We start from the raw sequence: 20648 nt of genomic DNA on the forward strand, positions 1-20648 counted from the left end.
AAGATGCGAAACGCGCCGCAATTTCGGATCGCAGATTGGCGGGCTGAATTCTGTGGTGCGTTTCTGGCTTCGGCGATGCTGTTGGCCAGTACGGCCGGCCTTCGGGCCGAAGAGACGGCCCCCTGCGTCGGCACGGTGACCGGCGCGGAATTTCAGGCACCAACCAATCGCTATCCCCATGGCGTGTTGGGGGATGATCTGGAATGGGGCGCGCTGCGGATCAGCTATCGTTCAAAATCCGACTGCCGGTCCGGCAGCGGGTCCATCCGTGCCCGTTTGCCCGAGGACATGGTGTTCGAAGATGTTGCGCCACGTCTGGTCGATCTCGACGGGCGGGACCATCCAGAGGTGATCGTGGTCGAGAGCCACCAAACCCTGGGCGCGCGGCTGGCGGTTTGGGGCATTCAGGACGAGAGCTTCATGCGGTTGGCGGCCACCCCGTTCATCGGGACACGGTTCCGCTGGTTGGCCCCTTTGGGCGCGGCGGATCTGGACGGCGATGGTCAGATGGAACTGGCCTATGTCGACCGTCCGCATTTGGCGCGCACATTGCGGGTCTGGCGATATGAGACGCGCAGCGATGGGGCGGCATCTGGTTCAGCCCCTGCCACTCTGATCGAGATTGCGGCGCTGGCCGGTGTGACCAACCACCGGATTGGCGAAAGCGATATTGCCGGTGGCATTCGGACCTGTGGCGACCAGCCGGAAATGATCGTTGCGGATGCCAATTGGCAAGAGGTTCTGGCGGTCACCCTTGCGGGGGGCGATTTGCGCCGCCGCACTCTGGGGCCGCACCGGGGACGAGAGAGTTTTGCGACCGCCATGGCCTGTGACAGTCTGCGCTGAGCGCGATATTGATCGCGCGGTTCACATCGGATCGCGGGTTAGGTCAGATCAAAAGCCGGGCAGGAGCGGGGCGCCATCTGTGTCATGCCGCCCCGCTATGCTATCCCGTGGTCACGGTTATTCCCAGCAGCTGACCAAAACGGCCATACCGCGCGCCTTTGCCGTCAGATCCTCTGCGGCCATGGTGTTGCGGTTGTTGGATACACGGGCCGAAACCCCGGCCCGGCGCATTGCGGATTCAAGCGCAGCCGCGTCAGCGGAAAACGCAACTTCCTCGGGCAATTGCCGGCCACCTGCGTCGCGGGGCAGCAACATGCCGATGACCGCGCCGGTGGTGTCCATCACCGGCCCGCCAGCATCGCCGGGCAGGGCGGTCAGGGCAAACCGGTCCAGCGGCTCCTCACCTTGAAGACCGCGCAGATCCACAATCTTGCCAAAGGTCATCGACGGCGCGCCAAGCACCCCTTCATAAGAAAACCCGGCCACTGCGATTTCGGATTGCAGCCGTGGCGCAACCGCCGCCAGCTCCGCGACTTCCATCGGGGCAAGTCGGGTTTTCGGCGTCAAAAGCGCCAGGCCCAAAGAGGCATCTGTCATTTTGACATCGGCATCGGTGTCGCCGTCCAGCGTGACCCGGGAACAGCCTTGAACCGCCTCCAGCGTGGTCATTACCATGCCGGTGGAAGAGACAAAGAAACCGCTGCGCGACACGCGGGGTTTGCGGATTTGCAGCCCGGACAAAAGATCAACCGATTGGCCGTCATCCACACCCGCCGATGCGGGCAGAACCCCATTGATCCGGCTAAAGCTTTCGGACATTTCCTGAAGCACGCGAATGCGGCGTTCTTCGTCACCCACCGGCCAGATCAGCATGAACCCCTTGATTTCGCCGTTGCGCAGGCTGACCTCGGTATGAGAGGTGATGCGTGCATTGCTGCCGGTGATGGTAAAGCCGTTGTTGCGCCGCTCGCGCGCACCGTCCAATGGCACAACCTCAAGCGTTTGCAGAATATCATACAATCCAAACAGGCGGCGCTGGTCGCCGGATTGCGAGATCAAAAGAACCCGCGCGCCAAGATCGCCCTTGGGTTCGTAGCGCGCAAAAGGCGCTTCATGCGCGTCGAAGGCCACAACGCCCATCGGCAGTTTCATTTCGATCCCTGCGGCGGCATCTGCCACCATTTGCAGGTCCATGCCTTCAAGCACGGCATTGTATTGCCCAAAGAGATCCGCGCGCTGGCGTGTGGTCAGAATGCCGGTCGGCTCATAGCCATTGGCCCGTTGCCAATCGGCCATCGCCCGCCGGGTGCCAGCCCCGAAAGAGCCATCAATCCCGGCGCGATAGACGCCAGCCCATTGCAGGGCGATCTGCAAATCGCGGCGTTCCTTTCCGGTCAACTGGGCCTCGCTGCGGCGGGCCTCACGCGGGGTTTCGTCAAGGACAACTTCCTCAACCGGCTCTGGCGGGTTTTGCGACGCGGCCTGATCCGTCTCGGTTTCGGTGGTTGCGGGAATGGTGATGGGGGGCTGGGCCAGGGCATTTGCCCCGATCGGCCAGAATTGTTGGCGAAAGGCATTGCTGCGGACCACGAAACTGTCCCGCGGGATCTGGCCGGCATTGCGCAAACCGCGCAGGCGCTGGGCCGCTTCGTTTTCGGGATAGGGCCCCAAGGCGATTGCATACCAACCGGTGCCGGCAGAAAATCCGTTCACGTCAGGCAGGTTTTCGGCGTAATCACGCACCCGTTCCTCGGCCTGCAACAAGCTGGGCAGAGATTCCACCTGAATCCAGGCGATGTCATCCTGCGCAAAAGCGGCGCGCATGGACATGGCAAGCGCGAAAAAAGTGGTCACAAAAATACGTATCATGGGTATAGGGCGTCCTGAACCTGCGTCTTTACTGTTGCAACAGTGTAGCGGATGCACCGCCGCTTGCACGTTGAAAATGGGGGGCCACACGATTTGTCACGGGAACGTCAGTCGTTTAGCCGGGGTGCGGCCGTTTCACGGGAAGGTGCGCGATGGGCCGTGGACCGGAAAAAAACCGTGATCCAAAAAATTCCCGGTCAAACAGCCGGGCAGGGCAAAGGGTGCAATTGACCCTCGCGGCACATGGGCATAATCAGGCCCAAAGCGTGCAAAGGCCATGATATGACATCCGAACCGATCCAGACCCCGCGTTCATTTCAGGAAATCATCCTGCGGCTGCAGGCCTATTGGGCGGCGCAAGGCTGTGCGGTGCTGCAACCCTATGACATGGAGGTCGGGGCCGGTACGTTCCACCCGGCGACCACCCTGCGCGCCCTTGGCAGCAAATCCTGGGCCGCCGCCTATGTTCAGCCATCGCGCCGGCCGACCGATGGGCGTTATGGCGAAAACCCCAACCGCTTGCAGCATTATTACCAGTTTCAGGTGCTGATCAAACCCTCGCCGCCGGATCTGCAGGAGCTGTATCTCGGCTCTTTGGCGGCCATCGGCATCGACATGGAGATGCACGACATCCGCTTTGTCGAAGACGACTGGGAAAGCCCGACACTGGGCGCCTGGGGTCTGGGATGGGAGGTTTGGTGCGACGGTATGGAAGTCAGCCAATTCACCTATTTCCAACAGGTTGGCGGGCATGATTGCGCGCCGGTTTCGGGGGAATTGACCTATGGTCTGGAACGTCTGGCGATGTATGTGCTGGGCGTCGATCATGTGATGGACATGCCCTACAACGACCCGCAAACCCCGATTGCGCTGTCCTATGGTGATGTATTCCGCCAGACCGAACAGGAATATTCCCGCTGGAATTTCGATGTCGTCGACACAGACGTGTTGTTGCGCCATTTTGAAGAGGCCGAGGCCGAATGCGCCCGCATTCTGGCGGCGGATCATACCGACCCCAAGACCGGCAAACGCATCGTCATGGCGCATCCCGCCTATGATCAATGCATCAAGGCCAGCCATATCTTTAACCTGCTCGATGCGCGCGGGGTGATTTCCGTCACCGAACGCCAGGCCTATATCGGTCGGGTGCGCACGCTGGCCAAGGCCTGTGCCGATGCCTTTGTCCTGACCGAGGCGGGCGGATATGTGCCGGAGGCTGCGGAGTGAGCGGTCGGATACTTGCGGGGGCGATTGTGATGATTGCGTTGCTGGCCGGTGTGGCCCTCTATTACACCCAGGTGTTTGCCTATTATGACGAAGTGTCGGCAGACGGGGTTGACGATGTGGCGTTGGTGTCGCTGGTATCCGGCCTGCCGGAACCGATCCTTTACGAGGATTTTCAAGCGGTTGACAAACGGTCCTCACCCATCGGGTATCGGGCCTGTTTCACCACGTCGCATAGCCTCGCGATGCTGAGCGAAACTTTCGAAGCCTATGAACACACCCCGCCACGCGTCGCGCCCGGCTGGTTTGACTGTTTTGACGCCGAACAGATCGACGCCGAGGTCACGGCGGGCACGGCACTGATGTTCCTGAGCCAGAAAAACATCGCCTATGGCGTCGATCGGGTGGTTGCGATCACCGACGATGGCCGGGGCTATGTCTGGCACGAATTAAACGAATGCGGCGACAAGGCCTATGACGGCACCGTGGTGGGCGAAGAATGCCCGGCCAGAGAGGAAACCAACTGATGCCTGATCTTCTGATCGAATTGTTCTCTGAGGAAATCCCGGCGCGGATGCAGGCAAAGGCCTGTGAGGACTTGAAAAAACGCATGACCGATGGGCTGGTGGACGCCGGTTTGACCTATGCCTCTGCGGCGGCGTTCGCGACACCCCGGCGGCTGGCGCTGACGGTCGAGGGCGTGTTGGCCGAAAGCCCAACCGTCAAGGAAGAGCGCAAGGGCCCCAAGGTCGGCGCGCCGGACAAAGCGATCGAAGGTTTCCTGCGCGGGGCCGGTATCACACGTGACGCTTTGGAAGAACGCGACACCCCCAAGGGCGCGGTATACTTTGCGACATTGACGAAACCCGGACGGCAAGCGGCTGACATCATTGCCGAAGTTCTGGAAGACGTGATCCGCAATTTCCCCTGGCCAAAATCCATGCGCTGGGGCGCGGGCAGCCTGCGCTGGGTGCGTCCGTTGCATTCCATTCTGTGCATTTTGACGGATGAAGCCGGGGCAAATGTGGTGCCGGTGGACATTGACGGCATCACGTCGGGCAACACCACACGGGGCCACCGCTTTATGGCGCCGGATGCATTTTCTGTCACATCTTTCGACGATTACAGCGCAAAGCTGAAGCGGTCTTTTGTCGTGTTGGACGCCGTTGAACGCGCCGATCACATCTGGCACGAAGCCACCAACATGGCCTTTGCCCAAGGTCTGGAAGTGGTCGAAGACCGTGGTTTGCTGGCCGAGGTTGCGGGGCTGGTCGAATGGCCGGTGGTGTTGATGGGGTCGATTGGCGACGACTTCCTTGGGTTGCCGCCCGAGGTGCTGCAAACCTCGATGAAGGAACACCAGAAGTTTTTCTCGGTCCGCAATCCCAAGACCGGACGGATCGAAAAATTTGTGACCGTTGCCAACCGTGAAACCGCAGACACCGGCGCGACGGTTCTGGCGGGCAACCAAAAGGTTCTGTCGGCGCGGCTGTCGGATGCAAAATTCTTTTGGGAGAATGACTTGCGTGCCGTTGCGAAAGACGGGCTGGAAGGCATGTCCGCGCCGCTGGCCAATGTCACCTTCCACAACAAACTCGGCAGCCAGGCCGAACGCATCGCCCGCATTGCCGCGCTGGCGCGCGAAATTGCGCCCGTTGTCGGGGCCGATCCGGCAGAGGCGGAAACGGCCGCCAAGGTGGCCAAGGCCGATCTGTCGTCGGAAATGGTTTATGAGTTCCCGGAATTGCAGGGGATCATGGGGCGGTATTACGCTCAAAAGGCCGGGTTGTCCGATGCTGTTGCCGATGCCTGCCGCGATCATTACTCGCCGCTTGGTCCGTCGGATGATGTGCCGTCGGATCCGGTATCCGTGACCGTGGCGCTGGCGGACAAGCTGGACACGCTGACCGGGTTCTGGGCGATCGACGAGAAGCCGACTGGGTCGAAGGATCCCTTTGCGCTGCGCCGGGCGGCTTTGGGCGTGATCCGATTGATTTTGAACAACGATTTGTCGTTGCCGTTGAACGCATTTTCTAAGAAAGCAGCTGACATCTTGGGAGAGAAGGCCCGTGAAGATGGCTCGATGGGGTTTGCCGATATCAATGATATACGGGGTTTCTTCCACGACCGCCTCAAGGTCTTCTTGCGCGATCAGGGCATTCGCCATGATGTGATCGACGCCTGTATTGCCATGCCCGGCAATGACGATCTGGCGTTGCTGGTCAAACGCGCCACGGCGTTGCAGGCCTTCTTGCAGACCGAGGATGGCACCAACCTGCTTCAGGGGTTCAAACGCGCCAACAACATCCTGACCCAGGCCGAAGACAAGGACGGGGTTGAATATTCCTTTGGTGCAGACATCAAATTTGCCGAGGAAGACGCTGAAAAAGCGCTGTTTGCCGCGCTTGACGATGCCGAGCCGAAAATCGCCACGGCGATGGCGGCACAGGATTTCGAAGCAGCCATGTCGGCGCTTGCCGGGTTGCGCGGTGCGGTGGATGGGTTCTTTGAGGCCGTTCAGGTGAATGCCGACAATGACCTTTTGCGGCGCAACCGGCTTAACCTGTTGTCCCAAATCCGAAAATCCTGTTTGTCGGTCGCCGATCTTACCCGGGTCGAGGGCTAGATGACGCATTTGGCGTGCCGATGGCGTTTGGCTGTTGGCACGTCTGACACCAGATAACGCTTGTGCGGTTTTCTGCGGCGCTTATGCTGCGATGCAACATGAATTGATGGGATCGCGTCTTGTTGCAGGAAAACCCCAATGTCACGCCGATCACCCCAACGGCGCCGATGGCCGCCAACACTCATGGCGGGCGGGCGAAATGCCTGCAACGGTTGGTGCGGATGGATTTGCCGGTGCCGCGCACGGTGGCGCTGTCGTTTGATGCGGTGCATGGGCTGGCCAGCGGACATGCGCCGGACATAGCCAAGATTCTTGCGGAATTCCCGGAGGGCGCGTTGCTGTGCGTGCGACCCTCGTCGCAAGATCCCGATTGGGGCGGCCCCGGTGCGATCCTGAACATCGGCATGAATGACGCGCGTTTCGTCGAAATGTGCGACACGCTTGGCGCCAATGCCGCGGCGGCGCTTTATACCCGTTTTGTCGAGGCTTATGCGGTGCATGTTGCCCGTCTTGACCCCGATATGTTCGATGACATCAGCGTCGAAGGTGCCCAGGCCCTGTCCGAGGCGCTGCGCGCCTATGAGGAAGAGGCCGAGGAACCATTCCCACAGGAACCCGAGGTGCAATTGCGTCAGGTTCTGCGCTCTATGGCGCGGGCATGGGAAGGCACAACCGCACGTCTTTTGCGTCAGGCCAAGGGCGCGCCGGCCGATGCCGGTCTGGGCCTTGTGGTTCAGGAAATGGCGCTGGGGATCGGACGGCCAGAGGCGGCCGAAGGGGAAACCGGATCGGGCGTGTTGCAATTGGTCAACAGCCACACCGGCCTGCGCCAGATCACCGGGCGATACCTCAGCCAGAGCCAGGGGCGCGATGCGTTGACCGGCGGAGCCGAGGCCCTGTTTCTGGCGCAGGACACACGTGGTCCGTCGCTGGAAGAGGTTGCGCCGCAGGCTTTTGCCGAAATCGTTGATATTGCCGAACGAATGCGCCGCAAGCTGCGCGCCGAGATGCAGATTGAATTCACGATCCAGGGCGGTCGGGTGCATGTGCTTGACGGGGTTCGGGTGCGCCGGTCCAACCGGGCGGCGGTGCGGATTGCCGTGGCTTTGGCCGAGGACAAGGTCATTCCCCGCGAAGAGGCGCTGTTGCGGGTCGAACCGCGCGCGTTGAGCGAGCTTTTGCACCGCCAGATCGACCCGGATGCCGATCGCGATATCCTTGGCCGGGGTGTCGCGGCCAGCCCGGGGGCTGCCACCGGTCGGATCGTGTTTACCGCCACAGCCGCCCAGGCCAGCGCCGCCCGTGACGAAGCCTGTATTCTTGTGCGCCGCGAAACTTCGCCCGAGGATATTCGCGGTATGCAGGCTGCGGTCGGTGTGCTGACGGAACGCGGCGGCATGACCAGCCATGCGGCGGTGATCGGGCGCGGGATGGGGATACCCTGTGTCGTGGGGGCCGTCAGAATGGGGTTCCACATTCGCAAGAAAAAACTTGTGGCGCTGGATGGCCGGGTCTTTGCCGAGGGCGATCTGATCACCATCGACGGCGCCACCGGCGAAGTTCTTCAGGGCAGCCCGCCGATGCTTGAGGCGGCGCTGGATGAAAGTTTTCAAAAGCTGATGGAATGGGCCGATGCGGTGCGTGACATCGACATTCGCGCCAATGCCGACACGCCGATGGATGCCACCACGGCGCGAAATTTTCGCGCCGATGGCATCGGGCTGTGCCGGACCGAGCATATGTTCTTTGAAACCGACCGCATGATCGTGATGCGGGAAATGATCTTTGCCAATTCGGCCGAGGACCGCCGCGCCGCGCTGGAGCTGCTGTTGCCGATGCAGCGTGCTGATTTCATTGAGTTGTTTCGGATCATGCAGGGGTTGCCGGTCTGTATCCGTCTGTTTGATCCGCCGCTGCATGAATTTCTGCCCACCGACAAGGCCGGGATGCGCGCCCTGGCCGAGGCGCTGGACCTACCGGTCAGTGACGTCGAACGCCGGGTCGAGAGTTTGGGCGAATACAACCCGATGCTGGGAATGCGGGGGGTGCGGCTGGGCATCACCATGCCGGAAATCTATGATATGCAGGCGCGGGCAATTTTCGAGGCGACCATCGCCGCCAGCCGCGATGGCGCGCCGGTGGTGCCTGAAATCATGATCCCGCTGGTGTCGGCCAAACGCGAGGTCGAGATTGTCAAAACCCGCGTCGATGCGGTGGCCGCAGCCGTGCGCAATGAAACCGGACGGAATTTTGACTATCGCCTTGGGGTGATGGTGGAAACGCCGCGCGCCGCCCTGCGGGCCGAGGAAATCGCAGGCCATGCGGATTTCCTGAGTTTCGGCACCAACGATCTGACGCAGATGACCTATGGTTTGTCGCGCGATGACGCCGGGCGGTTCATGTCGGAATACGTCCAGCAGGGGGTCTTTGCCGAAGATCCGTTCCATGTCATGGACGTCGATGGCGTGGCCGAGCTTCTGCGGATCGGGGCCGACCGTGGGCGCAAGGCGCGCCCCGATGTGGTTTTGTCGATTTGCGGTGAACATGGCGGCAATCCCGAATCAATTGCCATCTGTCGGGACATCGGTTTTACATATGTCTCCTGTTCACCCTTCCGGGTTCCGGTGGCGCGGCTTGCTGCGGCGCAACTTGCGATACGGGACAAAATATAGCGGACCACACTGGTTTGGCCGCGTAATATTGCGATGCATCCGGGGTGTGGCAGGGCCGCAACGGCGGATTTCCGCTGCGGCAGCGCGTCGCTATGCGATTTTTGACAAATTCTATATACAGACCGAACTGCTTGAAGCCCGGGACCGCTCGGGCTTGCGTGTGTGAGGGACTTAGATGCGACTGAAATTTGCTGCTATTGCAGCCACGATCCTCGGACTGCTGGGGACCGGGGCCGCTGCTGAATTGCGTTTGGATGAGGTGGGGCGCCTGATCAATCTGGAGCGCCAGGGACTGAATTCCGTGCCCAGTGGCACGTTGAAATGGGCATTGGGCGATACCACGCCGCCCGCCGCCAAAAATTCCGCCTATGATCGTGAATGGCTGGCGACATTGCCATCGGCCAAGAAAAACGCCCAGGCAAACTGTCTGGCCGAGGCGTTGTATTTCGAAGCCCGCGGTGAAAGCATCAAAGGCCAGGTGGCTGTCGCCGAAGTGATCATGAACCGGGTGAAAAGCAGCCGGTTTCCCGATACGGTCTGTGGTGTGATCAAACAGGGCACAGGCCGAAAATACGCCTGTCAGTTCACCTATACCTGTGATGGCAATGCCGAACATATCGGCGAACCCGCGGCCTATTCCCGTGTAGCCAAGATTGCCTCTGCCGTGATTTCCGGCCTGCCGCGCAATTTGACCGATGGCGCGACCCACTATCACACCACGGCGGTCAATCCGAATTGGGCGCGTAAATTTGCCCATACCACCACAATCGGCGTGCATCGGTTTTACCGCCAGCCACAGCGTGTGTCGAAAAACTGATCCGCTTGGCGCGGTCCGGGCAGGAAGATGACCGCTGGTCGGGCTGTGCCCCGGGCGGCGCCAAAGTGGGGTGGTGATGCGAAGGGGCTTTTGGCGCGGCAACGCGCCTGATAGACCCAAGCGCACACGACAACCGGGGTGCCCGACATGAGCCAGGAAATCCATCTCGCCTTTTCCCATCCATCCGAACGGGCGGCAGCAACCGAAGGCATGCCGCCGCGTGATCGGATTTCTCTGCGCGACCATATCGTTGCTGTGGAAATCGGCGCCTTTCAATCCGAGCGGGGCCATACCCAACGGGTGTGTTTCAATGTCGTGGTCGAGGTCGCCCATGCCGACGATGGCATCTGTGACGATGTCGACCGAATCCTCAGCTATGATCGTGTCACCGAGGCGATTGCACATGAGCTGGCGGAAGAGCGGCTGAACCTGCTGGAAACCCTGGCCGAACGTGTGGCCGAACGCATTCTGCTGGAACCCCAAGCGATGCGGGTCTTTGTCCGGATTGAGAAACTGGATCGCGGTCCCGGCGCGCTTGGCGTCGAAATCGTCCGCAGCCGCAGCGACATCAATCCCGATCATCAGGCCCCGCAAGCCGAAGAAAAACCGCATCCGCGTGTGGTCTATCTGTCGAATGCCGCGATTGCATCGGAACATTTGTCCGGCTGGATTGACCGGCTGGCGGCAAAGGGCGCACCGGTTCTGTTGTGCGTTGGCCTGCCGGACGGCGCACGCCCGGTGGCCGATCACCCGCTGGCGCAACGGCGGATAGATCTTTTGGCGATTGAACAAAACGGCTGGGTTCTGGCGGCGCGCGATCCACGCTGTGTGGTTGTCGGCACCCGGACAGAGGTCGACTGGGGCATGAAGCACGACCAGATCAGCCTCTGGGCCCCGTCCAAGATTGTCCTGGATGCGGTCGAGGGCCCCAAAAGCCAGGCCCGTGATTCCGTGGCGCTGGCGGCCTGGTTCGCCGGTCAGCTGGAGGCGGCGGAGTTTCTGGTCATTGGCGAGGATCTGCCGGTTGCCGCCGGACTTGCGATGCGTGCCCTCGATATTACCCAACACATCCTTGCGTGATCGCACAGATTCCCGCATGCACAGACAAATGACTCTGACCGACGCATATTTCCGCCCGCTGGTTCAGCGTGGGCCGCACCGACCCGAGGATGCTGTGACATTGGCGGGGGGCTGGTGCTGGTTTACCCATGCCGAACGGCTGCACCGTCAGGATCCCGCCAGAATTGTCCCCGTGGCCGAGATTCCCGATCATGTGATCGAACGGCTGTCGACGCCGCGCCCCCCCGTCGCCGGTCTGCACATGAATGCGCCGCGCTTGATGGGTATTTTGAACGTAACCCCCGACAGCTTTTCCGACGGTGGGCGCCACAATGGTCCGGCCCGCGCCGTCACCCATGCCCGGCTGATGGCAGAGCAGGGCGCAGACATCATCGACATCGGCGGCGAAAGCACCAGACCCGGTGCGGTCGACGTCCCGGTCGAGGCAGAGATCGCCCGGGTTGAACCGGTGATCCAGGCGCTGAACCAGGTTCTGGAAACGCCGCTCTCTATCGACACGCGCAAGCAACCCGTCGCGCAATCGGCCCTGACCGCCGGTGCGGTGCTGGTCAATGACGTGTCGGGTTTTACGTTCGACAAAACGCTGGCACCTTACTGCGGGCAATATCATGTGCCGGTCTGCGTGATGCACACCCAAGGCAACCCGCAGGACATGCAGGATAATCCACAGTATGACGACGTGCTGCTGGATGTCTTTGATTTTCTGAATGCGCAGATCTGCATGTTGATCGAAGCAGGCATCCCGCGCCATCGGATTGTCGCTGATCCGGGGCTGGGATTTGGCAAATCGACCACTCACAACCTTGCCCTTCTTCAGGGGCTGAGCCTGTTTCACGGGCTTGGTGTTGCCCTTTTGGTGGGCGGATCGCGCAAGGGGCTGATCCGGGTTGTGGGCCACGCAGCAGACCCCAATGATCGGGTTCCGGGGTCGCTGGCTCTGGCGCTTGCGGCGGTCGCCCAGGGCGCCCAGATCCTGCGAATTCACGATGTCGCGGAAACGAAACAGGCATTGCGGCTTTGGCAGGCGATAGAGCAGGGTAAAGTGAACGACACATAGGTTGCCTGTCACCGTTGCTGAGCGCGGCACCACCAATACCGCCCGATAATCGTCGAAATGGCTTTGCGCACCGGGCGCAAGGCCTCTGAACGGGCGCAGATTTTCGAACCCGTGCCACAGAAGCCGAAAAACCTCTGCCACAGAGGGGGCGTCCAGTACGGGGTCGGCCAGCACCGAACCGCTGATCCACATCATGGCAGAATGCGAAGGTCCGACCATGTTGGAACGGGTGGTCGACCGTGTGGTCGACGCCGTTCAGGACGTGGTGTGAACACCGGGCTCAACTTCATCTGACCCGAAATATCCCGGGGGTCTGGGGGCTGGCCCCCAGCCTGTCGGTGCGCATCGGCGCGGCGACACCCTTTTTCCCGGCCTGGCCCCAAGCCACGCCCCAAACAACGTCGTCTCAGACGACCATATTCAGTGTCTTTTGCAACCGCTCCACTGTGGCATCCACATCCGCGAGCTTGTCCAACCCGAACAGCCCCAGCCGGAACGTGGAAAATCCGTCACCTTCGTCACATTGCAACGGCACACCGGCCGCGATCTGTGTGCCTTCGGCGGCAAAGGCGCGCCCTGACTGGATCTCTGGATTTGCGGTATAGCTGACCACGACACCGGGGGCTTCAAAACCCGGCGCGGCCACGGACGGGATGCCGTGGGATGCCAGCAGGGCCCGCACCTTGGTGCCAAGGTCCCATTGCGCTGCGGCCAGGTGCTCAAATCCGATGTCACGGCTCTCCAGCATTGTGTCGCGAAAGGCGCGCAGCCCATCGGTTGGCAATGTCGCGTGATAGGCATGGCCGCCGTTTTCATAGGCCAACATGATCTGGTGCCATTTCCTGAGATCCGCCGCGAAACTGTTGGATGTGCTGGTCTCCATCCGCGCCATCGCGCGATCCGACAACATCACCAACCCGGCGCAGGGCGTGGAGGACCACCCTTTTTGTGGTGCCGAAATAAGCACATCGACGCCGGTCGCCGCCATATCCACCCAGACACAGCCCGAGGCAATGCAATCCAGAACCATCAGCGCGCCAACCTCAAGCGCCGCCGCCGCCATGGCGGTGACATAGGCGTCGGGCAGGATGATCCCGGACGATGTTTCCACATGTGGCGCAATCACCAGATCGGGCTTTTCGGCGCGAATGCGCGCGGTGACCTCTTCGATCGGGGCGGGGGCAAAGGGCGATTGTGCGTCATTGCCGGTCCGGCGCGCCTTCATCACGGTTTCGGACCCGGTGAAACCGCCGGCCTCGAAAATCTGGCTCCAACGGAAGGAAAACCAGCCGTTGCGCACCACAAGGCAATTTGCGTTCTGGGCAAACTGGCGGGCCACGGCCTCCATCGCAAAGGTGCCACCACCGGGGACAAGCGCCACAGCGCTGGCGCCATATACCGATTTCAGGTTGTCCGAAATGTCGCGCATCACCTGTTGGAATGTCGCTGACATATGGTTGAGCGACCGGTCGGTGAAGACCACCGAAAATTCATCATACCCATTCGGGTCAATATCGTCACGCAGGGCCATGGTGCCTCCTTTATCTGTCCCACCATGGTTAGAAGGACAGATCACCATTGTCGATAAGCACCGTCGCGCCGGGACCGGGCGCAGTGGCGGGGGGATCAACCCAAGGGGCCGGGCAAGCGTTCTTCGCTCAACAGCACATTGGCCTCGACATGCCCGGCACCGGGCAGGGTCATGATGCGCCGCCGCAGAACCCGCTCAAAATCCGACAGATCCCGCGCCACCACCCGCAACCGATAATCATAAAGCCCCAGCACATGTTCCACGGTCTGTACTTCCGGGATGGCGGTCACCGCGCGTTCAAAATCCTCCAGGCTGATGCGGCCCTTGGTGGCCAGTTTCACCCCCAAGAACACCGTCACACCAAAGCCCAGCTTTTCACGGTCCAGTATCAACCGGGTGCCGGAAATCACCCCGGCATCGCGCAATCGTTTGATCCGCCGCCATGTGGCGGGTTGCGACAGGTCCAAACGACGCCCCAAGGTGCCGGCCGATTGGCTGGCATCCCGCGACAGGGCGCGCAAAATGGCGCGGTCGGTGGTGTCAAAGTCGGTCAAACCGGAAACACCTCGTTGTCCTTGATGCGTGACACATGCATCAACGCCTCGACATCGGCGAGATGTGGCAGGGTCAACAGCCGCGCGCGGTAGATTTCCTGATAGTGAGGGATGTCGCGGGCAATCACCGCCAATCGCACATCGACCTGACCCAGAAAGGTCTGGATTTCGATCACCTCTGGCACCTTGCGGGCCGCCGCCAGAAAATCGTCAAAGGCGCGCGATTGCGTTTTGTCCAGCGTGATGCGCAAGGACACTTCAATTGTATAACCGAGGGCCGGCCAATTGATTTCCGCCCGTTTGCCCAGCAATACACCGATCTCGCGCATGCGTTCCAACCGCCGCGACAGGGTGGCGGGGGTCACACCGGCCCGGCCGGCCAGGGCGGACAGGGGCAGGTCCGGATCGGCCTGCATCTGGCGAAGAATGCGTCGGTCTGTATCGTCAAGCATGATTTCCATCTAATATCGGGATCACGCGAATAGATAAATCGGGAAATTGCAAAATTTCTGCGGATTTGACGCGCATTTACCCACAGGACGCCGTAGATTGCCCGCCAGACGAACACCGAAGTGAAGACCAATACAAGGAAGACCGATATGCGCGTATATTATGATCGCGATTGCGATGTGAACCTGATCAAAGACAAGAAAGTCGCAATTCTCGGCTACGGCAGCCAGGGCCACGCCCATGCGCTGAACCTGCGCGATTCCGGCGCGAAGAACGTGGTTGTTGCCCTGCGCGACGGCTCGCCTTCGATCAAAAAAGCCGAAGGCGAAGGCCTTAAGGTTATGGGTATTGCCGAAGCGGCGGCCTGGTGTGATGTGATCATGTTCACCATGCCCGACGAATTGCAGGCCGAAACCTACAAGAAATATGTGCATGACAACCTGAAAGAAGGCTCGGCGATTGCCTTTGCCCACGGTCTGAACGTGCACTTCGGCCTGATCGAGCCGAAGCCCGGCGTTGACGTCATCATGATGGCCCCCAAAGGCCCAGGCCACACCGTGCGCGGCGAATACACCAAAGGCGGCGGCGTGCCTTGCCTTGTGGCGGTTCACAACGACGCATCGGGCAAAGCGCTGGAAATCGGCCTGTCCTATTGCTCGGCCATCGGTGGCGGCCGTTCGGGCATCATCGAAACCAACTTCCGTGAAGAATGCGAAACCGACCTGTTCGGCGAACAGGCTGTTCTCTGCGGTGGTTTGGTCGAACTGATCCGCATGGGCTTTGAGACGCTGGTCGAAGCTGGCTACGAGCCGGAAATGGCCTATTTCGAGTGCCTGCACGAAGTGAAGCTGATCGTGGACCTGATCTACGAAGGCGGCATCGCCAACATGAACTACTCGATCTCGAACACCGCGGAATACGGCGAATACGTCTCCGGCCCGCGCATCCTGCCCTATGACGAGACCAAGAAGCGGATGAAAGAGGTTCTGACCGACATTCAGACCGGCAAATTCGTGCGTGACTTCATGCTGGAAAATGCCGTTGGCCAGCCGTCGTTTAAAGCGACCCGCAAAATCAACGACGAGCATTCGATCGAAGCCACCGGCGCCAAACTGCGCGGCATGATGCCGTGGATTTCGGCCGGCAAAATGGTCGACAAAGAAAAGAACTGATCCGGTTCGGATTACGTTACGCTACTGAAAAGCCCGGCCATTGCGCCGGGCTTTTTGTTTGGGGTCAGGGATGTCGGCGTTTGCTGCCAAGGCCGATCTGCATCAGAGCGCGGCGGACCGGGGTCACGTCATGCAAGGCCGAAATCCCGGCGGCCCGCAGTTTGCGCAGCGGCGCGGCCGACAACATCGACGCCCGGTTGAGCGCGGTGATCCCCGCGACCCGCGCGCGAATATCGGTGATCCGGGCGCGGTGATACTGATCCAGCATCTGTTGATCGCCAAGCCGGTCTGGCTGTGCGATGGCAAGATCCAGCAAGGTGGACAGATCCTGAAGCGACATATTCAACCCCTGCGCGCCGATCGGGGGCACCACATGCGCGGCCTCGGCCACCAGCGCCAGCCGTTCCCCGGCCAATTGCCCGGCGCATTGCGCCACAATCGGCCAGATCGACCGGCGCGACACCAAGCGCAAGGGCCCAAATATCCCGGTGGACCGCTCGGTCATCGCCGCCTCGAACGCGGTGGTGTCCATGTCAAACAGCGCCTGGGCCTTTGGACCTTCGTCCATCCAGACAACTGCGGATGAGGGCATGCCGTCAAAATCCGGCAATGGCACCAATGTAAACGGCCCGCCGCTGCGGTGCACCTCGGTCGAGACATTGCAATGCGGGATGGGATGGGTCACGGCAAAGGCGAGGGCCTTTTGCCCGAATCTTGTGGTTTTTACCGGAATATTCGCAGCCTGGCGGAGGGTGGAATTCCGCCCGTCTGCGGCGATCACCAGCTTTGCCATATGGTGCTGACCGTCGGACAGGGTGACGCGCGCCATATTGGTCCGGGTGAACAACCCGGTCACAGAGGCACCGATGACAAAGGTGACCTTGTCCAATTCCCCCAGACGGGCGGCCAGCTCTCGGCGCAACAGCCAGTTTGGCAGGTTCCACCCAAAAGGCAGATCGGAAATGTCACGCGCCTCAAAATCACGGCTGATGGGATTATGGCTGGCGGGACTATCGCTGATGGGTGCATCGGTGGCTGCGCCGCCTGCGTCGATGATCCGCATCGTGTCCAGTGGCGTGGCATGGGGGGCAAGCCGGGGCCAAATGCCGGTGGTTTCCAGAAAACCCCGCGCCGGTTGCAAAAACGCCGTGCTGCGCAGATCGGCGCTGGCCGCATCGCGGCTGGTCACCGGCGGGCTTGGGTCGACACAGAGGACGGAAAACCCGGCCTGGCCAAAGGCCGCAGCCGCGGTCAGCCCCGCAATGCCGCCACCGGCGATGATAATGTCGTGCTGCATGGGCCACCTCCTTTGGGATGAAAATAGGCTGTGCTTGCAGAATTGCCATGTGACAGAGCAGTTCTGGCAGCCTCTAGGTCAAGCGTGACAGAAACCCGCTAAGATCATCGGTGTGATGATGGATGTGATCGGCCAGATGCGGCGTGCCGGCGACATGCACCGTGCGCATTCCCATCTCATGTGGCGCGGCCAGATTGCGGGGGTCATCCTCGAACATGGCGGCCTTTGTGGGATCGGTGCCGTCGCGGGCAAAGATGGTTTCAAACGCGGCGCGTTCCGGTTTGGGCAGGAACCCGGCATGTTCCACCCCATACACCGCATCAAACAACCCGGACAAACCGCGCGCCGACAGCACCTGTTCCGCATAAGGCCCGGTGCCGTTGGTATAGACAATCCGCCGTCCCGGCAGCGCGCGGATATGATCGGCCAGCGTCGGGTCGGGCACCAGAACCGAAAAATCTATTTGATGCACATCATGCAGATAGGGGCCGGGATCGACATCATGTTCGCGCATCAATCCCGCCAGCGTCGTGCCATAGGTTTTCCAATAGTGATTGCGCAGATGATTTGCCTCGGCCTCAGCCACGCCAAGGGCCGCCATCACAAAGGCGGTCATCCGCGGCTCTATCTGGGAAAATAGCGCCGATTCAGGTGGATACAATGTGTTGTCAAGGTCAAAGACCCAATGGGTGACGTGGGAAAACTGTGCTTTTGCCATGGGCGGCACGCTATCCCCGGTGGTCGCGCGGTGCAATGGCCGTATTGCCGCGACGGGGGTGTCTGAGTATGGTGCCGCGAAGTCCAGCGGAGGAGCGCACAGGTGACCCAGAAAGCGCCGATACAAAAAGACGCCTATACCATGATCCTGGAGGCGATCGACGTTGGCACCTTTCGCCCGGGTGACCGGCTGGTTGAAAGCGATCTGGCCGACCGGCTGGGGATGAGCCGAACGCCAATTCGCGAGGCATTGCAACGGCTTGAAACCCAATCTCTTTTGTCGCGGGACGGGCGGTCGCTTATCGTGGCGTCGCTGGATCACAACCAATTGGCCGAACTCTATGTGGTGCGCGCCGAGCTGGAGGCGCTGGCGGCGCGGCTGGCGGCGCGTCATGCCACCGCCGAAGAAACCCGGGTGCTGCGCGACATGGTCGAAGACGATCGCGCATTGGTCAACAAGCCATCGGCGCTTGCACGCGCGAACCGGCGGTTTCACAAACAAATCCATCTTGCGTCGCACAACCGGTTTCTGGTGCAGCAACTGGATTTGGTGCATCGTTCGATGGCCCTGATGGCCACCACGTCACTGGCGGCCGAAGGCCGGGGTGAAAAGGCGCTGGAAGAACATGATGCCATCGTCCGCGCAATCGAGGCGCGCGATGAAGCCGCCGCCAACGACGCGTTGAAATCACATATCTCGGTGGCCTTTGTGACCCGGTTGAAACTGGACAGTATGGCCGACGACTAGGCGTTTGTGACCGCTCCGGGTTTGACCTCCTCGTGGTCCAAAACGGGTTCATCATTGCTGTGACCATGGTCTGTCTTGTCCCAGAAGAACGGTCGGTTGATAAGTTCTATCAATGCTTTGTAGGCTGCAATTGATCCCAGGGGGAAATAGAACATCAATGTCGGCACCCAGGGGATAAGACGGCGATGTTGCGGGCTGGCCACGGCTGCCATGCCAATGGTCAGACCCAAAGCCTCGGTCAACAGGAACAGAATCTTGATGCCTGTTTCGATGTCCGGGCCAAACCAGGTCACCAGCGGATGCGGCAGCCCAAAAATTGCCAACCAGAACGACCATAAGACGGGCGCCATGACGAATTGGCTGAGCGCGCCAAGGAACAACACCTGAAAGCCAATGAACCCGCGCCACCCCAGATCGCGCAGCAAAACCCGCGGGTGACGCATATGGACGCGATAGGTTGCCATATACCCTTTCAGCCAGCGGGATCTTTGCCGGACCCATGGCCAAAGGGCACAATTCGCCTCTTCCAGCGTGACGGAATCTATCATCTGTGTGCGAAAACCGTGTCGCGACAGACGAATGCCCAAATCGGCGTCTTCGGTCACGTTATGCGCGTCCCATCCCCCCAGATCCTCAAGCACCTGACGGCGGCAGAACAGGGTCGTGCCGCCCAATGGGATCGGAAGTCGCATCCGCGTCAGCCCCGGTAAAATGACCCGAAACCAAGAGGCATATTCGATGGTGAAACAGCGGGCCAACCAATTGGCATGCGGATTGTAAAAATCCAAAATACCCTGAAGGCAGGCAACATCATCCGGTGCGGTTTCAAAATGGGCGGCGACCAGGTCAATTTGGTCGGGTGCTGGATTGTCCTCGGCGTCATAGATGCCAAGAATCTCGCCATCGCAAAAGCGAATGCCATAGTTCAATGCCCTTGGTTTGGTCGTCAACTCGCCCGGGGGGACAACCAAAATGCGCATCCAGGGCGGCAATTCCGCCTTGTCCAATGCGGCCTGGGTTTGTGTGTCCTCCGCCTCGAGCAGCAGAACAACGTCGAGCCGGGATTTGGGATAGGTCAGGCGCGAAAGCCGCGCGACAAGCCGGGTTGCAATGTCTTTCTCTCGAAACAGTGGTACCAACATCGACACTTTGGGCGGCGGTTTGGTCAATTTGGTGGAACCGGTTGCGGTGGACACCAACGGGCCGCGCAATCTGGCGATACATGCCGCGGCTTTCATGTAGGTGATGCAAAACAAGGTGAAGATCGCCCAGGCCGCGGCCACACCATAGACCAAGGCTGGAAAGACCGCCGCCACAGTGGCCAAGGCAATACCAAGCAATGCCATGCGGCGCAGATCCCGGCGGTCGGCGACCACGCGCATGCCACGACAGCTGTCCTCTTCGGGCAGGGCGGTTTCCGCCAGTTTTGACAAAGTCTTGGCATGGGCGGCGGCAATTGCGGCGTGAATATCGGTTTCGGACGCGATCCCCATGACCACCGGGCCGGTTTGGTCGGGCAATAATGCCAACAAATCTTCGAATTGATCCGGGTGGCAGGTGGCCACCACCAATGTTTCGCCCAGCCGATCCCAGGGCATGATGCCATGTTTCAGACAAAACAGCGGGTCCAGCGCGCCATAGCAGTCGGCGTTCGGCGGGGTATCCGTTACGGTCAGGGAAAGCGCGGCATATTGTGCGGACTGCGCCCGCAGAATATCCTCGCCAGTGACCAAACCCTCGGCCAGAAGCACCTGTGGCAAAGGCGCGTGACATTGTGCTTGGATGCCCAGACCCAAAAGCAACTGGTCCGGGGTCAAAACCCCAGTATCCACCAGAATCTGCCCCAGCGGTTGCCGGTAATGTGGGCTGAGGCGCGCGGTTTGTGGGCCGCGCAATTGCACTTTCGAAGGACTCATGTCTCTGGCCTGTTTTCCGCAGGGCCAGAATGACAAATTTTTGCTTAAGGCTTCGTTAACAATATCTTAAGG

At 60.6% G+C, this 20648-nt stretch carries 17 protein-coding genes; 10 read left to right on the forward strand and 7 right to left on the reverse strand.

Annotation, left to right across the window (positions count from 1 at the left end):
- Positions 1-3 precede the first annotated feature (3 nt).
- Positions 4-846 carry a VCBS repeat-containing protein gene (locus Q4577_RS05870; protein WP_303469789.1) on the forward strand — a complete coding sequence of 281 codons (843 nt, stop codon included), beginning with the start codon at positions 4-6 and terminating at the stop codon, positions 844-846.
- Between the two features lie 117 nt (positions 847-963).
- On the opposite strand, the gene Q4577_RS05875 is transcribed toward Q4577_RS05870, so the two are convergent.
- Positions 964-2715 (reverse strand): trypsin-like peptidase domain-containing protein, encoded by a 1752-nt coding sequence (locus Q4577_RS05875; protein WP_303469788.1) that lies wholly within the window; start codon positions 2713-2715, stop codon positions 964-966.
- 282 nt (positions 2716-2997) lie between these two features.
- On the opposite strand from Q4577_RS05875, the gene Q4577_RS05880 reads away from it, so the two are divergent.
- From Q4577_RS05880 to folP, 7 genes are all read left to right on the forward strand, one after another.
- Positions 2998-3942 (forward strand): glycine--tRNA ligase subunit alpha, encoded by a 945-nt coding sequence (locus Q4577_RS05880; RefSeq protein ID WP_303469787.1) that lies wholly within the window; start codon positions 2998-3000, stop codon positions 3940-3942.
- The gene (locus Q4577_RS05885) at positions 3939-4466 is read left to right on the forward strand and encodes a DUF6446 family protein (protein ID WP_303469786.1); all 528 of its coding nucleotides are present in this window, start codon (positions 3939-3941) and stop codon (positions 4464-4466) included. The genes Q4577_RS05880 and Q4577_RS05885 overlap by 4 nt, the downstream gene beginning before the upstream one ends.
- Positions 4466-6565 carry a glycine--tRNA ligase subunit beta gene (gene glyS / locus Q4577_RS05890; RefSeq protein WP_303469785.1) on the forward strand — a complete coding sequence of 700 codons (2100 nt, stop codon included), beginning with the start codon at positions 4466-4468 and terminating at the stop codon, positions 6563-6565. Before Q4577_RS05885 ends, glyS begins: the two co-directional genes overlap by 1 nt.
- A gap of 167 nt (positions 6566-6732) precedes the next feature.
- Positions 6733-9237, forward strand: coding sequence for a putative PEP-binding protein (locus tag Q4577_RS05895; protein WP_303469873.1), 2505 nt, complete (start codon positions 6733-6735; stop codon positions 9235-9237).
- A 175-nt stretch (positions 9238-9412) separates the two neighbouring features.
- Positions 9413-10054, forward strand: coding sequence for a cell wall hydrolase (locus Q4577_RS05900; RefSeq protein WP_303469784.1), 642 nt, complete (start codon positions 9413-9415; stop codon positions 10052-10054).
- Between the two features lie 147 nt (positions 10055-10201).
- Complete coding sequence (locus Q4577_RS05905) at positions 10202-11134, forward strand: dihydroneopterin aldolase (protein ID WP_303469783.1); 933 nt, start codon at positions 10202-10204, stop codon at positions 11132-11134.
- 28 nt (positions 11135-11162) lie between these two features.
- Positions 11163-12191, forward strand: coding sequence for a dihydropteroate synthase (gene folP, locus Q4577_RS05910; protein ID WP_303469782.1), 1029 nt, complete (start codon positions 11163-11165; stop codon positions 12189-12191).
- Between the two features lie 406 nt (positions 12192-12597).
- Here folP and Q4577_RS05915 read toward each other — a convergent pair whose 3' ends face one another.
- From Q4577_RS05915 to Q4577_RS05925, 3 genes are all read right to left on the reverse strand, one after another.
- Complete coding sequence (locus Q4577_RS05915) at positions 12598-13722, reverse strand: aminotransferase class V-fold PLP-dependent enzyme (RefSeq protein ID WP_303469781.1); 1125 nt, start codon at positions 13720-13722, stop codon at positions 12598-12600.
- Between the two features lie 95 nt (positions 13723-13817).
- Positions 13818-14276 (reverse strand): Lrp/AsnC family transcriptional regulator, encoded by a 459-nt coding sequence (locus Q4577_RS05920; protein ID WP_303469780.1) that lies wholly within the window; start codon positions 14274-14276, stop codon positions 13818-13820.
- Complete coding sequence (locus tag Q4577_RS05925) at positions 14273-14728, reverse strand: Lrp/AsnC family transcriptional regulator (RefSeq protein WP_303469778.1); 456 nt, start codon at positions 14726-14728, stop codon at positions 14273-14275. The genes Q4577_RS05920 and Q4577_RS05925 overlap by 4 nt, the downstream gene beginning before the upstream one ends.
- Before the next feature lie 147 nt (positions 14729-14875).
- On the opposite strand from Q4577_RS05925, the gene ilvC reads away from it, so the two are divergent.
- Positions 14876-15898, forward strand: coding sequence for a ketol-acid reductoisomerase (gene ilvC, locus Q4577_RS05930; protein WP_244686946.1), 1023 nt, complete (start codon positions 14876-14878; stop codon positions 15896-15898).
- A 64-nt stretch (positions 15899-15962) separates the two neighbouring features.
- On the opposite strand, the gene Q4577_RS05935 is transcribed toward ilvC, so the two are convergent.
- Together Q4577_RS05935 and Q4577_RS05940 are read right to left on the reverse strand one after the other, a co-directional pair.
- Positions 15963-17195 (reverse strand): UbiH/UbiF family hydroxylase, encoded by a 1233-nt coding sequence (locus Q4577_RS05935; protein ID WP_303469776.1) that lies wholly within the window; start codon positions 17193-17195, stop codon positions 15963-15965.
- 73 nt (positions 17196-17268) lie between these two features.
- A complete protein-coding gene (locus tag Q4577_RS05940) occupies positions 17269-17913 on the reverse strand; it encodes a pyrimidine 5'-nucleotidase (RefSeq protein WP_303469774.1) in 645 nt (214 codons plus the stop codon).
- 102 nt (positions 17914-18015) lie between these two features.
- On the opposite strand from Q4577_RS05940, the gene Q4577_RS05945 reads away from it, so the two are divergent.
- Positions 18016-18660 carry a GntR family transcriptional regulator gene (locus tag Q4577_RS05945; protein WP_303469773.1) on the forward strand — a complete coding sequence of 215 codons (645 nt, stop codon included), beginning with the start codon at positions 18016-18018 and terminating at the stop codon, positions 18658-18660.
- Here Q4577_RS05945 and Q4577_RS05950 read toward each other — a convergent pair.
- Complete coding sequence (locus Q4577_RS05950; protein WP_303469772.1) at positions 18657-20576, reverse strand: glycosyltransferase; 1920 nt, start codon at positions 20574-20576, stop codon at positions 18657-18659. The two genes, Q4577_RS05945 and Q4577_RS05950, sit on opposite strands and share 4 nt — an antisense overlap.
- Between the last annotated feature and the right edge of the window lie 72 nt (positions 20577-20648).

This window comes from Marinovum sp. 2_MG-2023 (assembly GCF_030548265.1).
Lineage (GTDB): Bacteria > Pseudomonadota > Alphaproteobacteria > Rhodobacterales > Rhodobacteraceae > Marinovum.

Excerpts from the sequence above, each read along its gene's own strand:
- Q4577_RS05895 (WP_303469873.1), top strand. The coding sequence starts at position 6,733 with ATGGCCGCCAACACTCATGGCGGGCGGGCGAAATGCCTGCAACGGTTG.
- Q4577_RS05900 (WP_303469784.1), top strand. The coding sequence starts at position 9,413 with ATGCGACTGAAATTTGCTGCTATTGCAGCCACGATCCTCGGACTGCTG.
- folP (WP_303469782.1), top strand. The coding sequence starts at position 11,163 with ATGACTCTGACCGACGCATATTTCCGCCCGCTGGTTCAGCGTGGGCCG.
- Q4577_RS05875 (WP_303469788.1), bottom strand. The coding sequence starts at position 2,715 with ATGATACGTATTTTTGTGACCACTTTTTTCGCGCTTGCCATGTCCATG.
- Q4577_RS05915 (WP_303469781.1), bottom strand. The coding sequence starts at position 13,722 with ATGGCCCTGCGTGACGATATTGACCCGAATGGGTATGATGAATTTTCG.
- ilvC (WP_244686946.1), top strand. The coding sequence starts at position 14,876 with ATGCGCGTATATTATGATCGCGATTGCGATGTGAACCTGATCAAAGAC.
- Q4577_RS05935 (WP_303469776.1), bottom strand. The coding sequence starts at position 17,195 with ATGCAGCACGACATTATCATCGCCGGTGGCGGCATTGCGGGGCTGACC.
- Q4577_RS05870 (WP_303469789.1), top strand. The coding sequence starts at position 4 with ATGCGAAACGCGCCGCAATTTCGGATCGCAGATTGGCGGGCTGAATTC.
- glyS (WP_303469785.1), top strand. The coding sequence starts at position 4,466 with ATGCCTGATCTTCTGATCGAATTGTTCTCTGAGGAAATCCCGGCGCGG.
- Q4577_RS05950 (WP_303469772.1), bottom strand. The coding sequence starts at position 20,576 with ATGAGTCCTTCGAAAGTGCAATTGCGCGGCCCACAAACCGCGCGCCTC.
- Q4577_RS05940 (WP_303469774.1), bottom strand. The coding sequence starts at position 17,913 with ATGGCAAAAGCACAGTTTTCCCACGTCACCCATTGGGTCTTTGACCTT.
- Q4577_RS05880 (WP_303469787.1), top strand. The coding sequence starts at position 2,998 with ATGACATCCGAACCGATCCAGACCCCGCGTTCATTTCAGGAAATCATC.
- Q4577_RS05925 (WP_303469778.1), bottom strand. The coding sequence starts at position 14,728 with ATGCTTGACGATACAGACCGACGCATTCTTCGCCAGATGCAGGCCGAT.
- Q4577_RS05905 (WP_303469783.1), top strand. The coding sequence starts at position 10,202 with ATGAGCCAGGAAATCCATCTCGCCTTTTCCCATCCATCCGAACGGGCG.